Annotated in this window: 16 protein-coding genes; 8 read left to right on the top strand and 8 right to left on the bottom strand. The window is 64.0% G+C overall.

The features are described from left to right. Positions 1–195 precede the first annotated feature (195 nt). Both Q0D52_RS06920 and Q0D52_RS06915 read left to right on the top strand, forming a co-directional pair. Positions 196–495, top strand: a complete 300-nt coding sequence (locus tag Q0D52_RS06920) for a YerC/YecD family TrpR-related protein (protein ID WP_294163531.1) — start codon at positions 196–198, stop codon at positions 493–495. A 500-nt stretch (positions 496–995) separates the two neighbouring features. Beyond that, positions 996–2,135 carry an NlpC/P60 family protein gene (locus Q0D52_RS06915; protein WP_294381260.1) on the top strand — a complete coding sequence of 380 codons (1,140 nt, stop codon included), beginning with the start codon at positions 996–998 and terminating at the stop codon, positions 2,133–2,135. Between the two features lie 102 nt (positions 2,136–2,237). Here Q0D52_RS06915 and Q0D52_RS06910 read toward each other — a convergent pair whose 3' ends face one another. Further along, on the bottom strand, positions 2,238–2,942 hold the full coding sequence (locus tag Q0D52_RS06910; RefSeq protein WP_294381258.1) for an NUDIX hydrolase: 705 nt from the start codon (positions 2,940–2,942) through the stop codon (positions 2,238–2,240). Positions 2,943–3,713: 771 nt separating this feature from the next. Here Q0D52_RS06910 and Q0D52_RS06905 point away from each other — a divergent pair. From Q0D52_RS06905 to Q0D52_RS06885, 5 genes are all read left to right on the top strand, one after another. Further along, positions 3,714–4,163 carry an Hsp20/alpha crystallin family protein gene (locus Q0D52_RS06905; protein WP_294381256.1) on the top strand — a complete coding sequence of 150 codons (450 nt, stop codon included), beginning with the start codon at positions 3,714–3,716 and terminating at the stop codon, positions 4,161–4,163. A gap of 447 nt (positions 4,164–4,610) precedes the next feature. Then, a complete protein-coding gene (locus tag Q0D52_RS06900) occupies positions 4,611–5,219 on the top strand; it encodes a cytochrome c3 family protein (protein ID WP_294381255.1) in 609 nt (202 codons plus the stop codon). After that, a complete protein-coding gene (locus tag Q0D52_RS06895) occupies positions 5,209–6,942 on the top strand; it encodes an FAD-binding protein (protein ID WP_294381253.1) in 1,734 nt (577 codons plus the stop codon). Before Q0D52_RS06900 ends, Q0D52_RS06895 begins: the two co-directional genes overlap by 11 nt. A gap of 85 nt (positions 6,943–7,027) precedes the next feature. Next, positions 7,028–8,467 (top strand): helix-turn-helix transcriptional regulator, encoded by a 1,440-nt coding sequence (locus Q0D52_RS06890; RefSeq protein WP_294381252.1) that lies wholly within the window; start codon positions 7,028–7,030, stop codon positions 8,465–8,467. Between the two features lie 53 nt (positions 8,468–8,520). Beyond that, the gene (locus Q0D52_RS06885; RefSeq protein ID WP_294381250.1) at positions 8,521–9,045 is read left to right on the top strand and encodes a metallophosphoesterase family protein; all 525 of its coding nucleotides are present in this window, start codon (positions 8,521–8,523) and stop codon (positions 9,043–9,045) included. Between the two features lie 286 nt (positions 9,046–9,331). On the opposite strand, the gene ngr is transcribed toward Q0D52_RS06885, so the two are convergent. Next, on the bottom strand, positions 9,332–9,943 hold the full coding sequence (gene ngr / locus Q0D52_RS06880; protein ID WP_294381248.1) for a nigerythrin: 612 nt from the start codon (positions 9,941–9,943) through the stop codon (positions 9,332–9,334). 420 nt (positions 9,944–10,363) lie between these two features. Between ngr and Q0D52_RS06875 the strand changes: the two genes are divergently transcribed. After that, positions 10,364–10,840, top strand: a complete 477-nt coding sequence (locus tag Q0D52_RS06875; protein ID WP_294381246.1) for a YbaN family protein — start codon at positions 10,364–10,366, stop codon at positions 10,838–10,840. Between the two features lie 228 nt (positions 10,841–11,068). On the opposite strand, the gene Q0D52_RS06870 is transcribed toward Q0D52_RS06875, so the two are convergent. From Q0D52_RS06870 to Q0D52_RS06845, 6 genes are read right to left on the bottom strand one after another with little or no spacing between them, the layout of a single operon-like run. Next, positions 11,069–12,457, bottom strand: coding sequence for a Gx transporter family protein (locus Q0D52_RS06870; protein ID WP_294381245.1), 1,389 nt, complete (start codon positions 12,455–12,457; stop codon positions 11,069–11,071). 18 nt (positions 12,458–12,475) lie between these two features. Further along, entirely contained in the window at positions 12,476–12,877 is a 402-nt protein-coding gene (locus Q0D52_RS06865) for a NusG domain II-containing protein (protein WP_294381243.1), read from the bottom strand. 17 nt (positions 12,878–12,894) lie between these two features. Then, positions 12,895–13,959 (bottom strand): FAD:protein FMN transferase, encoded by a 1,065-nt coding sequence (locus tag Q0D52_RS06860; protein WP_294381240.1) that lies wholly within the window; start codon positions 13,957–13,959, stop codon positions 12,895–12,897. Between the two features lie 21 nt (positions 13,960–13,980). After that, positions 13,981–14,928 (bottom strand): 4Fe-4S binding protein, encoded by a 948-nt coding sequence (locus Q0D52_RS06855; RefSeq protein WP_294381238.1) that lies wholly within the window; start codon positions 14,926–14,928, stop codon positions 13,981–13,983. A 1-nt stretch (position 14,929) separates the two neighbouring features. Then, the gene (locus tag Q0D52_RS06850; protein WP_294381236.1) at positions 14,930–15,409 is read right to left on the bottom strand and encodes an FMN-binding protein; all 480 of its coding nucleotides are present in this window, start codon (positions 15,407–15,409) and stop codon (positions 14,930–14,932) included. Beyond that, entirely contained in the window at positions 15,402–16,973 is a 1,572-nt protein-coding gene (locus tag Q0D52_RS06845; protein ID WP_294381234.1) for an FMN-binding protein, read from the bottom strand. The genes Q0D52_RS06850 and Q0D52_RS06845 overlap by 8 nt, the downstream gene beginning before the upstream one ends. Positions 16,974–17,046: the final 73 nt, after the last annotated feature.

Here is a 17,046-nt window from a genome sequence, read left to right as displayed (position 1 = left end):
CCCATGTGACGTTCAGGGGACGGAGGCTTATCTGTCCGGTTCGTCTTCGCCCGCTGTCCCCCAAGCGTCCGACCCCCTGAGCGTCTTGCTTGCTCGCATGCCGTTTGCGGCAGGGTTTGCGGAGTTCTCGAGCACTCCACCATGATGGAGTACAATAAAAGCAAAGGACCCGGTGAATCGGAAAGGCGATGCCGAATGAGCGAGCTGAGAACCCCCGAGGTAGAGGATCTGCTGACCGTTTTCTCGAAAATCCAGGACAAGGACGATATCTTCCTGCTGCTCGAAGATCTGTTCACCATCCGCGAGATCCGCGAGACCTCGCAGCGTCTGGCCGTTGCGCGCCAGCTCGACGCCGGCAACTCGTACGCGTCCATCGAGAAGGCCACGGGGGCATCGGCAACCACCATCGCCCGCGTGTCGAAATGCCTGGGCTACGGCGCTGGCGGCTACACCATGGCGCTCAACATCCTGGATGACGCCCGCAAGGGGAAGTAGCTCCCGCACGGTAGGGCAGAACCGGAGCCTCCGTGCCCTGCGCGGCGGGGTGCGGAATCGGCGCCCGTCGCTGTGCTCCTTGCGGCGCATCCGCCGCGAACACGCTGATACGGCTGCATCGAACCCGCCGTCCTCCTTCGAGGGCGGCGGGTTTTTGCGTTCTCGCGCGATTTCGCCCTCTCTTCGCCGTACGCATTCTCCGCTTTGTCGCCTTTTGCTTCGCTCCCTTCCTTTCTTCGACGGTTCGTGCATCTCTTCGTCACTTGCGCCCCCGCTTCGCCGCCTGCTCACCCCCAGCAACCGGCGAACGCGCCGTTTGGATGCGCGAACCGCAGATGATGCGGAACTTACATGGGGCGCTCCCGCGCAATATCATCCTGAACCGAGAATAAGCTAGCATGGAAATGCTGTGGCGTTGCAGGTGAAAAGTTCACCGTGTATTACAATGCCGATGGCAAAATGCAATCAACGTGCCCGCAAGGGCGTTTCAGAGGTGTCACATGGTTCGTCCCCGTCCGCAAATCGATCGTCGCCTGTTCGTTTCGGCAGCTGCGCTGTTCGGCGCATCCACGGTGCTTGGCACGGTTCCCGCCTGGGCCGATGACGAGGACGCTGGCGAAGGGGAGGATCCCGATGCCGAGGAGGAAAACCCCGACGAGCCCGATGCCGAGGAGAAGCTGGCGCAGGCAGACGCCGTGTACCAGCGCGTGACGTCGCTGCAAAACGAGCTGGCCGAGGCGGCGCAGGCCTACTATCAGGCGCTTGACGAGCACGAGGCCGCGGTGAACGCCGTCGATGACGCCCAGCGCCGCATCGATGAGGCCTCTACGCAGATCGACACGCTGCAGGACCGCCTGGCCAAACGCGCCGTGGGCATGTACAAAGCGGGCAAGTTCACCGTCATCGACTTGCTCATGGGCTCGGCGTCGTTCAAGGAATTCGCCACGGGCCTGGACATGTACGACGCGCTCAACGAGAACGACGAGCGCATGATCGAGGAGACCAAGGCCCTGCGCGACCAGGTGGCTGCCGACAAGGAGCAGCTCGAGCTGCAGGAGCAGGTGGCGAAGGAGGCGGCCGACGAGGCCGAGCGCGTCAAGAACGAGGCGCAGGAGAAGGTGGCCGCCATGCAGGCCATTCTCCAGCAGCTTGACGAAGAGGCGAAGGCGGCGCTGGAATCCATGCAGGACCGTGACCGCGCCGAGGCGGCGCAAGCGTCGTCGGCGCAGGTCAGGCGCGCATATGCGTACAATATCCCGTCGGTGCCGATTCCGGCTAACGGCTCGGTGGTGGATTATGCGCTCTCGCGCATCGGCTGCCCGTACGTGTGGGGCGCCGAGGGCCCCGAGACGTTCGACTGCTCGGGGTTGGTGCGCTGGGCGTATCTGCAGGTGGGGATCTCGCTGCCGCATCAGACGGAATCGCTGTACTATGCCGCCGCGGCGCAGCTGCCCGTGGAGGATGCGCAGCCCGGCGACGTGCTGTGGATCAGCTACGGCGACGGCTACAACGGCCACGTGGCCATCGCCTGCAACGAGGGCGGCACGCATTACGTGCACGCCCCCACGTTCGGCGCCTTCGTGCGCGACACCGACCCGCTGTCCTGGGCAGGCTTCACCCACGCGCTGCGCTTCGCGTAAGGGTGCGGATGCTCGCGGCGGGCGGCGCGGCCGGATGCTTGCCGTGTGCGCAGCGTTCCGCGAAGGGACGCGGCCGCACACGCGCTTCGCGTAAAGCGCGGGCTATTTCGCGTTTCGCGCGAAAATCTCCAGCACCAGCTGCAGACGAGTGCCCAGCGGCAAGGGGTTCTGCTTCAGGAATCGCGGCACCTCGCGAAGCGGCAACGTGAACACCTCGATAAGCTCACCGTGCTCGGGATGGGCCGCTTCATCCTTCTCCACCTGGGCGAACACCGTTTGCACGCTTTCGTCGCTCATGCCGGTCGACGAATGTCCGGCTTGCGGCAGCAGCTCCACGGCGCCTTCCGGGATGTCGGTGCGCAGGCCGTAACCCGTTTCCTCGCGCAGCTCGCGGTCCACGGCCACGGCAAGGTCCTCGCCGGGCTCCACCAGGCCCGCGGGCAGGCCGACCACCCAGCTGTTCAGCGGATAACGGAACTCGCGGATGAGCACCAGGTTGCCGTCGCGCGTGATGGGCACGATGGACACGGCGTCGGCGGTGCGCTTGCCGCTGGTGCCGGTCGCCTGCTCGGCCGCGGCGATGGCTGCGGCGCCGAAATCGTCGGCGCCCTCGTCGATGGCCGCGATGGCCGTGTTGCTGCGCGCCTCAAGACGCGCCAGCTCGGCGCGATACGCCTCCAGGCCCTTGCGCGAGGCCGCTTCATATATGTAGTCGCTGCCGTCGGGCAGCACGTACGTGAGAATGTACTTCTTGATCCAGCCATCGGACACTTGCTCGATATGCTTCAGCTGCGGGGTTTCGCGCATAGCGGGTTCCTTCCTGTCGATTAACGACATGGTAGCGCAAGCGCGGGCGGAGCGCTTCCCCGCCTAAACGCAGGACCGCCGCGGTGGGAAGCCGCGGTGGTCCTCTGCGATGCGGGGAGGGAGACCCCGCGATGGGCTTCGCCGCCCCGGGATGGGAGACGAGGCGGCGAAAGCGGCGCCGATGGGAAGACGGCGCCATGGGATTCGGCGGGCGCGAGCGGGAATCCCGCGCCTCGCGCGCCAAGCGGGAGTGGGAGACTCCGCTCGGCCGGATCGCGGATGGGAGGGCGCGATCCGTAAAGGGAAGGGATAAGGAACGGTTCATATAGTAGGTGCGCGTCCTGAAAGAAGCCTTAAAGAAGCATGAACGCCGCGTGAAGATGGGGGGCGGGCGATGGGGTCGGGGTCGCGCGACGCTTGCGGGTGGCTCGTCGGCCGCGCTTCGCTTGCCGCGCGGTTTGCGGGCGCCTTCGGCCCCTCAAGTTCCCGCATCGTGACGCGAAAATGACGTGAAGGTAACGCGTTAGCACTCTCGCTTGCAGAGTGCTAACGCGAGGACTATAACAATAACTGTTCAAAGGAACGGCCCCTTGAACGGGGCCGCAACGAAAGCAACCGAAACGGCGGCGGAACAACCTGCCGGCCCGTTCGCAAGCTCGACGGCCGTTGCGCAACGCAGCGCAACCGCTTGTCGGACAAGCGCATCGGGCATCGGCGCCCGACCGGGGATCGGCCGGTGCCGGGCAGCGAGATTCGCCCCAAGAAACGGAGATGACGATGATGTCCATGTTGGTACCCCGCTCTAATCGTATTTTCAACGACCTTATGACCGATCCGTTCGAGAACTTCTTCGGCACCATGGCGGCGCCGAGCGTGAAGACCACGCCGAACCTGATGCGCACCGACATCCGCGAAACCGAGACCGGCTTCGAGCTGACCATCGACCTGCCGGGCTTCGATAAGGAAGGCGTGCAGGCGGAGCTGAAGGACGGCTACCTGACCGTCACCGCCGAAACCAAGCAGGAGACCGAGGACAAGAAGGGCACCTACGTGCGCCAGGAGCGCTTCAGCGGCAAGTGCAGCCGTACCTTCTACGTCGGCGATGACATCGAGGAAGGCGACATCAAGGCCAAGTTCGACAACGGCACCTTGCAGATCGACGTGCCGAAGAAGATTGCCAAGCCCGAGCCCGAAACCTCGCGTTCCATCTCGATCGACTAACTGGGTCGAGCAGCGATTCCGGCCGATCGCGAGCGGCGCTTGCCCTTGCGCGACTCGCGGTAGCGGATTGGCTTCTCTCCGACGAAGCTAGCGATTCCGGATCGGCTCCTCCTGATCCCTCGAACCTTTTCTCAACTCTCACCTCCTCACGAAGACCCCGTCGCGGCATGCCCGCGGCGGGGTCTTCTGCGCTTCCTTACCCCGCTCTCACCTGGGTAAACGCGAAGTTTACCCCACGGGGGTACTAGGCGTGCGCGCTTGCGCGGGCGCATGATGTGCGCGTTGGGTGGGGCCGTGGAGGGCCCCGCGGCAAGTCCGGCGGGCGGGGCACGGCGCAGTGCGTCGCTTTCGCCAGCATGCGGTCGCCATCCGGTCGCGGACGTCTTCCTCGAGCGTCGTCGCACCCGCCGGGCTTGCCGAAGGTCTCAAGGAAAAGGAGAGGAACGAATGGCTGAAGACGAGAAGTTCTCCCAGCCCGCGGAGGGCGCGCAAACGCCTTCCCCGAAGCGCAAGGCCAAGCGCGGCTGGATCATCGGCGGCGTCGTGGCTGCCGTGATCGTGGTGGCAGGTGCAGGTTTTTGGGTGTGGCACGAAACGCCCAGCTTCTGCAACTCCATTTGCCACAGTCCTATGGACAGCTACGTTGACACGTACTACTCCGGCGACAAGGGCATGTTGGTGACTGCCCACGCCGAGGCGGGCAACAACTGCCTGAGCTGCCACGAGCCCATTATCACCGAGCAGGTGGGCGAGGCCATGAAGTGGGTTGCCGATGACTACCCGATGACGGCCGACGGCGCGAAGCTGGCTGACGGCGCCGACATGGCCAGCGAGGAGTTCTGCGCGAAGAGCGGCTGCCACAACATGGACGACGTTGTGGCCGCAACCTGGGGCTTTGAGGGCAACGACGAGAAGTACAACCCGCACAGCAGCCACCAGGACCTGGCGCTTGAGTGCGGCGACTGCCACAAGGCGCACGAAACCAGCGTGCTTATGTGCAACCAGTGCCACGACCTGAACATGCCCGAGGGATGGGAGGCTCCTCATGCAGCATAACGGACTCGATCGCCGCACGTTTCTGAAGGGTGCGGGCATCACGGCCATCGGCGCGGCCGCCATGGGCGCGCTCACGGGCTGCGGCAACGGCTTCGCGGTTGCCGAAAGCGAAGAGCCGGTGCGCGAAACCGCTGGTCAGGCAAGCGCAACTGGCTGGCTGGGCGAGGCGCCCGAAATTGCCGAGCGCGACATCACCGAAACGCTGGACTACGAAGTGGTCGTGTGCGGCTGCAAAACCGGCGGCTTGCCGGCCGTTATCTCTGCAGCTGAAAACGGTGCGCGCGTACTGGGCATCGACCGCGTTTCGAAGGTGAGCAACCCGCGTGAGGACATCGGCGCCATCGACTCGAAGCTGCAGCTGGCCTCGTTCGACGAGTATCCGCAGTTCAAGATCGACAAGATGGAAGCCATGGAGGACATCGTCCGCTATGCGAACGGCTTTGTGAACTACGACTTGGTGAAGCTGTGGGCCAACGAATCCGGCGCCATGCTCGACTGGCTGACCGAGATTGTTGAGCGCGATGGCCGCCTGCGCATGGACTTCGAGGGCTCCGTGGGCACCGAGGGCCAGGGCGCACGTGACAAGGCGTGGGCAACCGGCCATTCCCCGAACAAGACCGAGCTTGGCAAGCAGGACAAGAACTTCACGTTCGGCGTGTCTCTGAAAGAATACGCCGAGGAAAAGGGTGCCGAGTTCCGCTGGGAAACTGAGCTTATCAAGTGCGAGCAGGACGCGAATGGCCGCGTGACCGGCATCATCGCTCGCGACGTGAAGGACCGCCACTACATCCGCATCAACGCGAGCAAGGGCGTTATTCTGACCACCGGTGGCTACGGCAACAACCTTGAAATGATGCAGGCGCGCCAGCCGTGGAACCAGAAGATTCGCATTGCAGCTCCCGGCAAGGGCGGCAACCCCACCGGCGACGGCATCAAGGCTGCGCTGTGGTGCGGTGGTGAGATGGACCCGCTGGGTGCGGCGTGCACGTTCAACCGCGCATGCGTCAAGCCCGATGAGCTGGCCGGCGACGGCGTTGTCGGCGAGTGGTGGTGGTTCGGCGAGCAGCCGTTCATGAAGGTGAACCTCAACGGTAAGCGCTTCTGCAACGAGTCCGGCCCGTACGATTACATGCTGCACTCTACCATCATGCAGCCTGGTCACACGTACTGCGACATCTTCGACAGCGATTACGCCGCGCAGGTCAAGCAGATGAACGAGGTTGGCTGCTGCCGCCTGTACCCGTTCGACAACGGCAGCCCGTCGAACCGCTCGATCGACGACATGCCCGCCCTGTTCGACAGCTTGCTGGAGAAGGGCTACCTGCAGAAGGCCGACACGCCCGAGGAGCTTGCCGAGAAGCTGAACATCCCGGTGGACAACTTCGTGGAGACGTTCAACCGTTACAATGAGATGGCCGAGAACGGCAAGGACGAGGACTACAACAAGGAGCCGTATCGCCTGATGGCGCTGAAGACGCCGCCGTATTACGGCATCCGCACGGGCGCGTGGTTCCTGGCAACGCTGGACGGCGTGCGCATCAACACGAATATGCACCCGGTGCGCGCCGACGGCTCTGAGATCGAGGGCCTGTACATGGCCGGCGACTGCTCGGGCGGCTTCTTCAGCGTAAGCTACCCGAACCTGTTCACGGGCCTGGCCTGCGGCCGCACCATGACGTTCGGCCGCCGCGCCGGCATGCTGGCCGCAACCGGCCAAGCGTAGGGCCAGCCGGGAAGTTAGCGTATGAAGCGCCGCGCACCTTTGGGTGCACGGCGCTTTCGCTATATCGCCATGATAGAATGCGGGCATGACCGATAAGAAGCTGCATACCGAAGCCGGCCGCGCTAACGTGCGCGACTTGTTCACGCCGGCGTTTTGGCGTTCGTTCGCCGCGCTTTCGCTGGCGTTTGCCACCACATCGTTCATGAACGTTTCGGTGTTCCCCGGCTTCGATGCCGTGTTCGCCTATGCGCGCGACATTTCTGTGACGTCGCATGCGGTGGCGTTGATAGCGCTGGGCCTTGTTGCAACCTTCCGACCTGCGGTTTTGCGCGTGAATGCGCTGAACATCGGTGCGCTTGCATTATTGGCGCTGGGGTGCACGTTGCCGTTGGCGCTGGGGCTTGGTGGTGTTCCACTGCTGGTCTTGGCATCGTGCGCGCTTGCTGTTGGCCGCGCGTGGTGCATTCTTGTTGCGGGCATTGCTGCTTCGCGGTTGTCTCTTGCGCAAGCCAGCGTGTTGGTGCCGCTGGCGTTTGTGGTGCAGTGCGCGGCCTCGGCGTTCGCGTGGCTGCTGCCCGTATGGTTCGGCATGCTGTTTTTCCTGGTGGCGCCGTTTGCGGCGTGGGCGCTTTCGTGGCGCGACGCGCGTCCGGTGTTCGAGGAAACGCAGGCCGGCGAAGCGCCGCACGACTTTTCCGTCACGCGCCCGTCGTCGTTTCTGCCGCTGGCCAGTCAGCTGTTCGTGTGCCTGTTCCTGTTCCGTGTGGCGTTTGGCTGCTCGCTGCGTTTCGGCGAGGTTGACGGCGCGCCGCTGTCGTCGTTCTTCGTGATCCTGCCTGTGGCGGTGGTGGCCATTTGGGTGCTGCTGTCCAGCAAACGGTTCCCCACCGACCTGCTGGTGCAAGTGTCGGTGCTGTTCATCGTGGCGGGATTCCTTGCCATGACCATGCAAATTGAAGGGTCGAAAACGGCAACAGTGCTGTTGCTGAGCACGGGCAACACGCTGTTCGACATGGTGGCGTGGCTGGTGCTTATTGCGGTGGCGTCGCGCAACAGCCGCGGTGCAGTGGCGGCGTTTGCCTGGGGCCGGGGCGTGTCAAGCCTGGGCACCACGCTGGGCGCGGCCGTGGGCGTGCACGCCAACACGTTGGCCGGTATGGGCACGCCGCTGTTCGACGTGTTCGCGGCCGTGCTGGTACTGCTGTTCGTGGGGTACGCGCTTATCGGGCTGAAGAACTTCAGCTTCCGCGAGGCCATCGACGGCGTGACACCGGTGGAAACTGCCGTGGTGGAAGCACCGAAGGAGACGTTTGATGAGCGCTGTCAGGCGCTGGCAAGCCAGTACGGCCTGACCCCGCGCGAGCTCGAGGTGTTCCAGATGCTCGCGCGCGGCCGCGACCGCGCCTACATCCAGGAGCAGCTGGTGGTATCGCGCAACACGGTAAAAGCCCACGTCAAACACATATACGCGAAGCTGGACATTCACTCGCACCAAGATTTGATCGATCTGGTGGAGAAAGAGTAGGGGCGTCCCCGTGTTCCACCCGTCCGCGGCGCGTTAGAAGAAGGAGTCGCACTATGAAGCTGGTTGGCTTGATTTCCGACACGCATGGATGCCTGCCCGATGCGGCGCTGGGCGCTTTGGCGTATTGCAATCACATCATCCATGCGGGCGATATCTGCGACCCCGGCATTTTGCGCGAGCTGCAGATCATGGCGCCCACCACGGCGGTGCTGGGCAATAACGACTATGACGAGTACGGCAAGAACGTGACGCGGTTCGCTTATCCGGTCATCGACGGCGTGCGCTTTCTGGTGGCTCACTACCCCAACGACGTGCGCATCGGCTTCAACGGATCGCGCGCCATTGCGCCGGGCGACCCGTTGCCGCAGGTGTGCGTGCACGGGCACACTCACATCCCCGAGATCCTCACCGGACGCGATGCGTATCCGGCCAGCCTGCTCATCTGCCCGGGAAGCTGCAGCCGCCCGCGCGGCGGGTTCCCGGCATCGGTCGGCTTCATCGAGCTGGAAGCGGGCCGCGTGCGCGCCGCCCGCGTGGAATCGCTCGACGGCGAGGTGCTGCTGGAAATGGGGAAGTAGATAGCGAGGCGGCCGCCCGATCGGGCGGCCGCCTGTGCGATGCTGGTTTCTTCTTATCACTCAATTACATTTTCGCGGCTTGCTTTGGTGCCGAAATCGTTTGACCTGGGAAAACGCAATTCCGAGTCGCTGATTCTACTTATCACGTACTTATCATCTACTTGCCTTGTTCTTATCAAAGCAGGTACCTTCGGATGAATCCCCGCGTGCGAGCCGCCCGCGTGGAGTCGCTCGGTAGCAAAAAGGCCGCCCGGTGGGCGGCCTTCTCGAATCGTTTGCCTGCAGCTTAGAACTGCTTGAACACCTTGGCGGGAGCGCCGCAGATGGGGCAGTTCTCGGGGGCGGCGGAACCCTTCTCGATGTAGCCGCAGCCCGGGCACAGGAAGTAGGAGTCGTCATCGGCGGCGTCGATGTTGTTGTACGCCTGCAGGTACAGCTCGGCGTGCACGGCCTCGGCCAGCTTGGCCTTGGTGAACACCTGGACGGCCTTGTCGTTGCCCTCCTCCTGGGCCTTCGCGATGAAGCCCGGGTACATGTCGGAGGTCTCGAAGATCTCGCCGTTGGCGGAGGCGATCAGGTTCAGGTCGATCTCCTCCAGCTCGGGGGCGTCGGCCGTGGGGCGCTCGTAGCCCGGCTCAAGCTCCTCGACCAGGCCGGCCTCCAGGCGGATGTGCACCTGCTCGGCGGCGCTGGTGGCCTCCCACAGGCGGCCCAGCTGCTCGTAGCCCTTCTCCTTGGCAAGCTTGGCGCAGGCGGCGTACTTGGCGGAAGCGCCCGTCTCGCCGCACACGGCGGCCTTCAGGTTCTCCAGCGTGGTGCCGACCTGGCAGGTGGCGCCGGCGACGCGGTTGAAGTTGGAGGAATTCTCTGCGGTGGGCAGCTCGGTGCGCTTATTCATGGTGATACTCCTTCTCGTCTGAAGTAGTGGTTCTGGCGGAATCGTTAATGAGAATCAATCTCAATAGCTATAGAATACTCGGCCTCCCGTTCGAGCGCAAGCGTCAATCGCCCGCAACCGCCCGGCTCCGCACAACCGCCACACGGATAGCCGCGGGTAACTTCAATGTGGCCATCATGGGACGCGGTTGCCGGGGCCGAGCAAAACGACGCAGTCTGCCTTAAAGCGAAGCCGTTGATCCGTGCTCGATCGGGGTTTTGCCGTGATGCCTGGTGAGTGGCCCGAATAGCTCAAGGCGGCCGCTGGCGATAATAGGAGACAGCTGGCGCCAAAGAGTTTGCCTTGGTTGCCTCACTGAAGAACCCGTGGTAAACTTCTCAGGATTTGTTAGCGATTAGAAACAGTTAGCGAGCGTGAGACGTGAACGAGCAGATTGCCTTGATCGAGCAGGCGGCGTCTTCCGGCCCGGCATATTCCGATGCCGTCCGATCGGCGGAAACGGCATGCTCGGGCGGTAGCCACCGTGTCAGCCAAACCTTCTGGGCCGTTGGCGGCTTCCTGTGCTTTGCGTTGGGGATGGCCGGCGTGGTGCTGCCGATCCTGCCCACCACGCCGTTCATCCTGGTGGCGGCGTTCTGCTTCGCCCGCAGCTCCACGCGTCTGAACGATTGGTTCAAGGGCACGAAGGTGTACAAGCAGGTGCTGGAGGGTTACGTGACCAAGCGCTCCATGACGCTGTGCGCTAAGCTGACCATCCTCGTCCCGGTGACGGTGCTTCTGGCGGTCGGCTTCGCATTGATGGGCCGCGTCCCCGCCGGGCGCATCATCCTGGCGGCGGTGTGGATCGGGCATATCATCTACTTCGGCTTCGTGGTGAAAACCGACAAGCAGGCATAAGGCTGTCCCGCTTGCGGCAAACGCGGCGGTCCGCCCCTGGGCATGCGTTCCTGGTGCGTTTCCCCGGCACCCCCTTCGCGCCAAATGCAGCGGTTCCGAACCGGATAGCCCGGACTTCAACAGAACGGCTTCGCATCTCCCTCGCGTCAACCTCGTATCAACCGCGCCGGCTCCTGCTCCTTCGTTTGGGGCCGGTCGTGCCGGTATCGGCGAAGCGGATCGAGCCGATCATCGCAACGCCAGCTCGATGAGAAGGAGCGCCGCCGCCAGCGCAAGGGCCGCCCAGTCGATACCTCGAAGGCGGTAGCCGCGCAGGCAGGTCCGCGAAGCGTCGACGGCCCCGAACGCACGCGCCTCGACCGCATACGCGAGCGATTCCGACCGGCGCAGAGCGCTGGCGAACATGGGGACGAGGGCGGATACGAGCGCAAGGCCGCGCTGCAGCACGCCGCCGTTTGCGAAATCGGCGCCGCGCGACATCTGGGCGACGCACACCCTGTTGAACTCCTTCGTCAGCGTGGGGATGAAGCGCAATGTCATGCTCATGGCCAAGCCGGCGGACGCCGTCCGTACGCCGAAGCGGTCCAAGGGGCGTAGCATCAGCGAGAACCCGTCGGTGAGCTGCGTCGGCGACGTGGTGGTCATGAGCGCCGATGTGCCCAGCAGCACGCAGACGAAGCGCAGCACGTTCTCGATCGCGCATGATACCCCGCCCGCGGTGATCGTCGCCGGGCCTGCGCACCAGATGACATCGCCCGAGTTCACGAACAGCGTATCGAACACCAGGACGAAGGCGATAAGCCATGCGAACGGCTTCAAGGAGCGCAGCGCCGCATGCGCGCTCGAACCGGAGGCCGCCTGCACGGCCATGGCGGCCGCAAGCAGGAAAAGCAATGCCGGCGCACCTTGCGCGACGAATGCCGTCGCGATGAACAGCGCCGCGAATACGATCTTCGCGCGTGGGTCCAGCTTGTGGGCCGTCGTCGTTCCGGGGCGATAGGCTCCAAACGTCGCAACGCCGGCGGCAAGCGGCGTGAAGCCGTTACCGCTCGAAGGCGCGCGCCTATTCATGCGGGGCCGCGGGATTTCGATGCTTTCGGCTGCATATGGGTTGTCGGGCTGCGACGCCAGCACGCCCGTTGCGACGGCGCCCGTGACGAAGCCTGTGGCGCATGCCGCCAAAGCGAGCGGCGGCAAGCTCAGCAGGACCGATGGCGTTCCCAGCAGCAGGGCGGCGACCGCGATCTGGCCCGCATTATGCAAAATCGCCGCCACCATGCACGTCGCCACCGCGCCCAAGCCGGGGATCAGGGATATCGCCGCGCTCCCCGCGAACGCGAGCGCCGTGCCGCCCAGGCTGTACATGAGCATCGTCGGCGACCCGAACAGGAAGCCTGATGCCACCACTTTCACCACCGCGACTGCGGCCGCGGCGCGCACGTCGATCCCTAGGAGCGCCACCACCACCGCCACGTTCGCCAGGCCGAGCTTCACGCCCGGCAGCGCCACGGGGAGCGGGATCATCGTCTCGATATAGCTCAGGACAAGCGCGAGCGCGCTCAAAAGCGAGATGCGCGCAAGGCGCTGAGTGGCGATGATGCGGGGATTTACGGCCATAGCGAAGCGTCCGACCCGCTATTGCCCGACGACATCGTAGGCCGATGCGGCGTCCTCATCCGTTATGTTCACGACGAGCTTATGCGGAAGGCACACGATTTGCTGGCCCGCTTTAGAGATCCAGCCCTGCTCGACGCAGTCTTGGTTGGGGCAATCCGCCTCGCTCACGCGCACCTTGCCCGCTTGCACCTCGATCACGTTCGTGCCGGCGCTCGAAGCCACCGTAAGGACGTCATCTTGGGAAAGCGGCATCGTGAAGGTGTTGCCGTCGGCATCTTGGATGACGGCGGTCCGCGCGTCCACCGCGCTGCCGAGGGCGTTGGCGGCTGCGGCGACGGCCAACGCGACCGCCACAATGACCAGCACCGCAACGACGTTGAGCCTCATTCGCCTGTATGCCTTCTTTTGAGCAACCGTCATGTTGCATCTGCCTCCTTCTATTCGCTCAGGAGCGTGAACCCGGAGCCGTCCGACGCCGTGGCCGTATCGTTCATATCCACCAGCAGGCCGCTGAAGCGCTCATCGGAGTTCAGCAGTTCCATGGCCTTGTCGTGGCCCATCAAAAACAGCGTGGTGGAATACGCATCGCCATCGGTGGAGCTGTCGGACACGATCGAGGCGCTTGCCAGGTCCGTCTTCACCGGGTATCCCGTGCGCGGGTCGAGGATGTGGTAGTACAGCACATCGCCAACGGTGAAGCTACGCTCGTACAGCCCGCTCGTGACCAGGGATTTATCGCGTGCCGGAATGCTTGCGATCACGTCGTTCGCCGTGCCGTTCGGGTCTTGCACGCCAACGTTCCAGTCGTCGCCGCGGAAGCTTTCCCCCAGCACGTAGACATTGCCTCCCAGGGAGAGCATGGCGCTTTTGCAGCCTGCTTCCCGCAACATGGAGACCAAGTCATCGGTGATGAACCCCTTTGCGATGCCGCCAAGGTCGAGCATCGCGTCGGGGTCGGAGAGCGTCACCGTGGTGCCGTCGACCGAGATCGCGCGGTAGTCGACGTGCTTGACCGCTTCTTCGATCGCTTCGTCGTCGGGTTTGACGCCCTCGACGAAATCCCAGAGGCTGGAAACGGCGCCGATGCTGATGTCGAACAGGCCGCCCGAAGCCTCGGAATACGCAAGCGATGCCTCGATACATCGCGCCGTTTCCTCGGAGACCTCCACCGGCGCACCGTGCGCCTGGTTGATGTTCCAGATGTCGCTGCCTTCCTTCGTGCGCGAGAAGCGGTCTTCGAAGAACTGGCAGCGCTCGGAGATGCGGTCCATCAGCTCGGGCGCGCACAACGCGCTGATCTGGATGACGGTGTCGAATAGGAACAGCGTGAGGGATTGGACCTCGTAAGCTGCGCTATCGGCTCCGTCGTTTGCGGTCGCGCCGTCGTTTTCGTCGTCTTGCCCCGCCGAGCAGCCTGCCAGCCATGCGGGCGCGGCCATCGCGCACATCGAGCCCGCCGCAAGCATGAGAAACCTTCGGCGCGAGAGCGTTCCGTTCTCCATCGACCAAATCCTTTTCGTTTCCTATATGAACAACCAGCACAACGCGAAAAGCGCTGCGGCCTTGACCAGCACCAAGGGGATTTCGGTGCCGCGTAGACGCACAAGATATTTCTTGACCTGGGCTTTCTTGGCGCCGGGCGCTTCCGCGAGCTCCGACATCACCGTAGTGTTCGGATTGGGCACGCGCAGCATCGCCACGTTTTCCAGAGGGCATCCGTCGGCGCATCGGCCGCACGAGATGCACTCGCCCGCGGCAAGCGCATCGGGATCGGGGTGCACCGATACCGGGCACGAACGCTTGCACAGCCCGCACCCCTTCGCGCAGCGCGCGGTATCGCGGCGGAAAGCGGAGAAGGGGAGCACCGGCAGCAGGCTGAACACCGCGCCGAGCGGGCAGAGGAACTGGCAGAAGAAACGCTCCACGAACAGCATGCCAAGCGCGATGGCGCCGAGGATGGCGAACGCGCCCGTCGCAACGCCGTCGACGTTGCCGGCGATGATGCCCGCGAACGCCGTCCAGGGGCTGTACCCCGAGACGCTCGACCACGAGCCCGCGACGCACAGCCCGCAGATGGCGACCAGCACCAGGTATTTCAGCAGCTGCAGCGCACGCTGCAGCTTCGGGGGCAGGAGCGGTTTCCTGGCGCCGATGCCCAGCTTCTTGCGCACGGGGGAGAACAAGGCGAACAGGGCATCGCCCAGCGTTCCGAACGCGCAGGCATAGCCGCAAAAGAAGCGGCCGAACACCACGGTGAACGCCAGCACCGCCGCCAATGTGACGATAAAAGCGCTCAGTCCGATCGGCTGCATGGCGCCGATCTGGGTAAATGCGTATTTCACGCCGTTGAACGCTGCGCTGAACACGGCGGGGAACGCTATGAAGAACGCGATCTGCACCGCCCAGCGCACTCCGCGATCCAGGATGAGGCGGCGATGGCGCGCCAGGGCCTTCGTCTTGATCTTCGCCATGCTATTCGCCATCCTCTGCCGATGTTGCGGCGCCTGCCTGACCGGAGTTGCTTGCTTCAAGCGCTTGAACCGCGCCGTTGATGATGCCGGCCGACGAGAACGTGGCGCCCGATACCGTGTCCACGTTCGGTGTTTGCCTGGCGAGCATGTCGTCGATGAGCTTGACGGCCTGTTCCAGGTAGGGGCCGTCCTCGTTGGGGGCGTCCACGACCTGAACGGCGTCGATGTAGCCATCCTTCACGGTGACCTGCGTGGTCACCGGCCCGCCGTATCCTTGGGCGGTGCCCGTGAACACGCCGTCGACGGCATACGGCCCGCGGGTTGCCGCGCGCTCGGCCTCTTGGATCTGCTTTTGAACCATGGCATCGGCGGCGTTGGCGTCGGCGGCCCATAGGCTGAAGCCGACCGCCAACGCTCCGATAACCGCAACGTTCACGGTTTTCGCTATAAGGTTTCGCTTGCGTGCGAGAAGGTTAAGCACGGTCGGCCTCGCCTCCGCTGTTCGAGGCGCTGCCCGTTTCGCCCTTCCCGGACGCAGCGTCCGAGCCGCCGGCATCGCCCGTTGCGGCGTCGTCCGACGGGTTCGCCTTCTTGTAGGCTTCGTTGGCCAGCTCGAGCGCCTTCTCGTATGCCTTCACGATGGCCTTCGAGGAATAGGTGGAGCGGGATACGACGTCCACGTTGCTCGGGGCCGCGTGCAGATCGATCAGCTGCTTGACGACGCCGACGTACTCCTTGCCGCGAACGACGCGTCCGAACGCCGCCCATTCAAGATACGCATCGTTCGATTCGTCGTATTCCTCGAGCACCGCGTCCTTGTCGGTCGCCTTGTTCGTTCCGTGCACGTCCTTGATCGCGGATGCCTTGCCGTTTTCGACCGTAACGGTCATGGCCAGGTAATACGGTTCGAACGCGTCGGGGTCCTCGGTGTTCTCGCACTTCACGTATACGGTGTAATCTCCGTCAAGGTAGCGGGTCTCGGTTTGCCCACCTTGCGAAGGCTTGTCGACGTCGGGCTTGCTCGGCGAGTCGCCGCTTCCCGTGTTGCCGGAATCGCCCGAGGGTTTGTCTGCCGCGGTGCCGTTGCCGGTCTTGACTGCCGCTTGGCGTAAGGCGTCTTCGACAGCGGCCAAGATGCCTTCCGAGGAAAACGTTGCGCCAGACACCGTGTCGACCGCCGTCGTTTGCTTGTCGACGACGGTTGCGATCAGCGATTTCGCGCGGTTGAAATATGCGGCATCATCGTCTTGGGAGAGGACGTCTATCTTGGAGATCTTCCCTCCTGCGATGGTCACGGCCACGCGAATGGTGCTTTTGTAACCTTCTCCTTCGCCGTAGTAAGTGCCGTCGGCGTAACCGTCCGCCGGCACCTGGGTCGGGTTCAGCGTTGCGTGGCTTTTGCTCGAGGCGGCGGAAGCCGGGGCGGATGAGGCGCCCGTGTCCGATCCCGTTCCGCCTGCGGCCTTTTCAAGGGCGTTCTTGATGGCGACGAGGATGCCCTTTGAAGAGTAGGTTGCTCCTGAAATGGTGTCCACCGACGTCGATTGCGCAGCGATGACCGAGCTTATCAGCCCCTTCGCATTGCTGAAATACGGCTCATCGTCGCCCGCGGACACTATTTCGATTGCGACGATCTTCCCGCCGCTGATGGTCACCGCCACCGTGATGGTGCTTTTGAATCCCTGCCCGGAGCCGGTGTACGTGCCGTCCTTCAGGTTGGAGGCATCGATCCCGTAGTCCGCCGCGCTATAGTTCGCATCGGTGGCGGGCTGCGCATCCTGGCGTTCCGCCGTCACCTCGACGGGCTTGATCTCGGCCGTGGCCTGCTCGGTCGATGCGTATGCGTCGGGGTTGAACACGAGCGGCTGGTATTGCGCCACGACCAGCGCAACGGCCACGCCCGTCAGCACCGACGGCATCAACAGGCCCGCCGTAGCCGCCTTTCGCGGCAACGCTGCGTGCTTGCCCGTCCCCTTCTCCTCGTTTCCCGGCGTTGCGCCGTGCGTCTTCGCTTCGGCGCGTTCTTCGGTCTTTCGATCCGTCACGTTCTTCGCGTCTCCTTCAAACGGCCTTATGGCGGAGCCTGGGCTCCGCCATAATCTGCAATGCATCGCTTTG

Source organism: uncultured Senegalimassilia sp. (genome assembly GCF_934630535.1).
Taxonomy (GTDB): Bacteria; Actinomycetota; Coriobacteriia; order Coriobacteriales; family Eggerthellaceae; genus Senegalimassilia.
This window is presented reverse-complemented; position numbering and strand designations above follow the sequence as displayed.

Excerpts from the sequence above, each read along its gene's own strand:
- Q0D52_RS06890 (WP_294381252.1), top strand. The coding sequence starts at position 7,028 with ATGACCGATAAGAAGCTGCATACCGAAGCCGGCCGCGCTAACGTGCGC.
- Q0D52_RS06865 (WP_294381243.1), bottom strand. The coding sequence starts at position 12,877 with ATGACGGTTGCTCAAAAGAAGGCATACAGGCGAATGAGGCTCAACGTC.
- Q0D52_RS06920 (WP_294163531.1), top strand. The coding sequence starts at position 196 with ATGAGCGAGCTGAGAACCCCCGAGGTAGAGGATCTGCTGACCGTTTTC.
- ngr (WP_294381248.1), bottom strand. The coding sequence starts at position 9,943 with ATGAATAAGCGCACCGAGCTGCCCACCGCAGAGAATTCCTCCAACTTC.
- Q0D52_RS06855 (WP_294381238.1), bottom strand. The coding sequence starts at position 14,928 with ATGGCGAAGATCAAGACGAAGGCCCTGGCGCGCCATCGCCGCCTCATC.
- Q0D52_RS06895 (WP_294381253.1), top strand. The coding sequence starts at position 5,209 with ATGCAGCATAACGGACTCGATCGCCGCACGTTTCTGAAGGGTGCGGGC.
- Q0D52_RS06910 (WP_294381258.1), bottom strand. The coding sequence starts at position 2,942 with ATGCGCGAAACCCCGCAGCTGAAGCATATCGAGCAAGTGTCCGATGGC.
- Q0D52_RS06885 (WP_294381250.1), top strand. The coding sequence starts at position 8,521 with ATGAAGCTGGTTGGCTTGATTTCCGACACGCATGGATGCCTGCCCGAT.
- Q0D52_RS06905 (WP_294381256.1), top strand. The coding sequence starts at position 3,714 with ATGACGATGATGTCCATGTTGGTACCCCGCTCTAATCGTATTTTCAAC.
- Q0D52_RS06860 (WP_294381240.1), bottom strand. The coding sequence starts at position 13,959 with ATGGAGAACGGAACGCTCTCGCGCCGAAGGTTTCTCATGCTTGCGGCG.
- Q0D52_RS06900 (WP_294381255.1), top strand. The coding sequence starts at position 4,611 with ATGGCTGAAGACGAGAAGTTCTCCCAGCCCGCGGAGGGCGCGCAAACG.
- Q0D52_RS06870 (WP_294381245.1), bottom strand. The coding sequence starts at position 12,457 with ATGGCCGTAAATCCCCGCATCATCGCCACTCAGCGCCTTGCGCGCATC.
- Q0D52_RS06915 (WP_294381260.1), top strand. The coding sequence starts at position 996 with ATGGTTCGTCCCCGTCCGCAAATCGATCGTCGCCTGTTCGTTTCGGCA.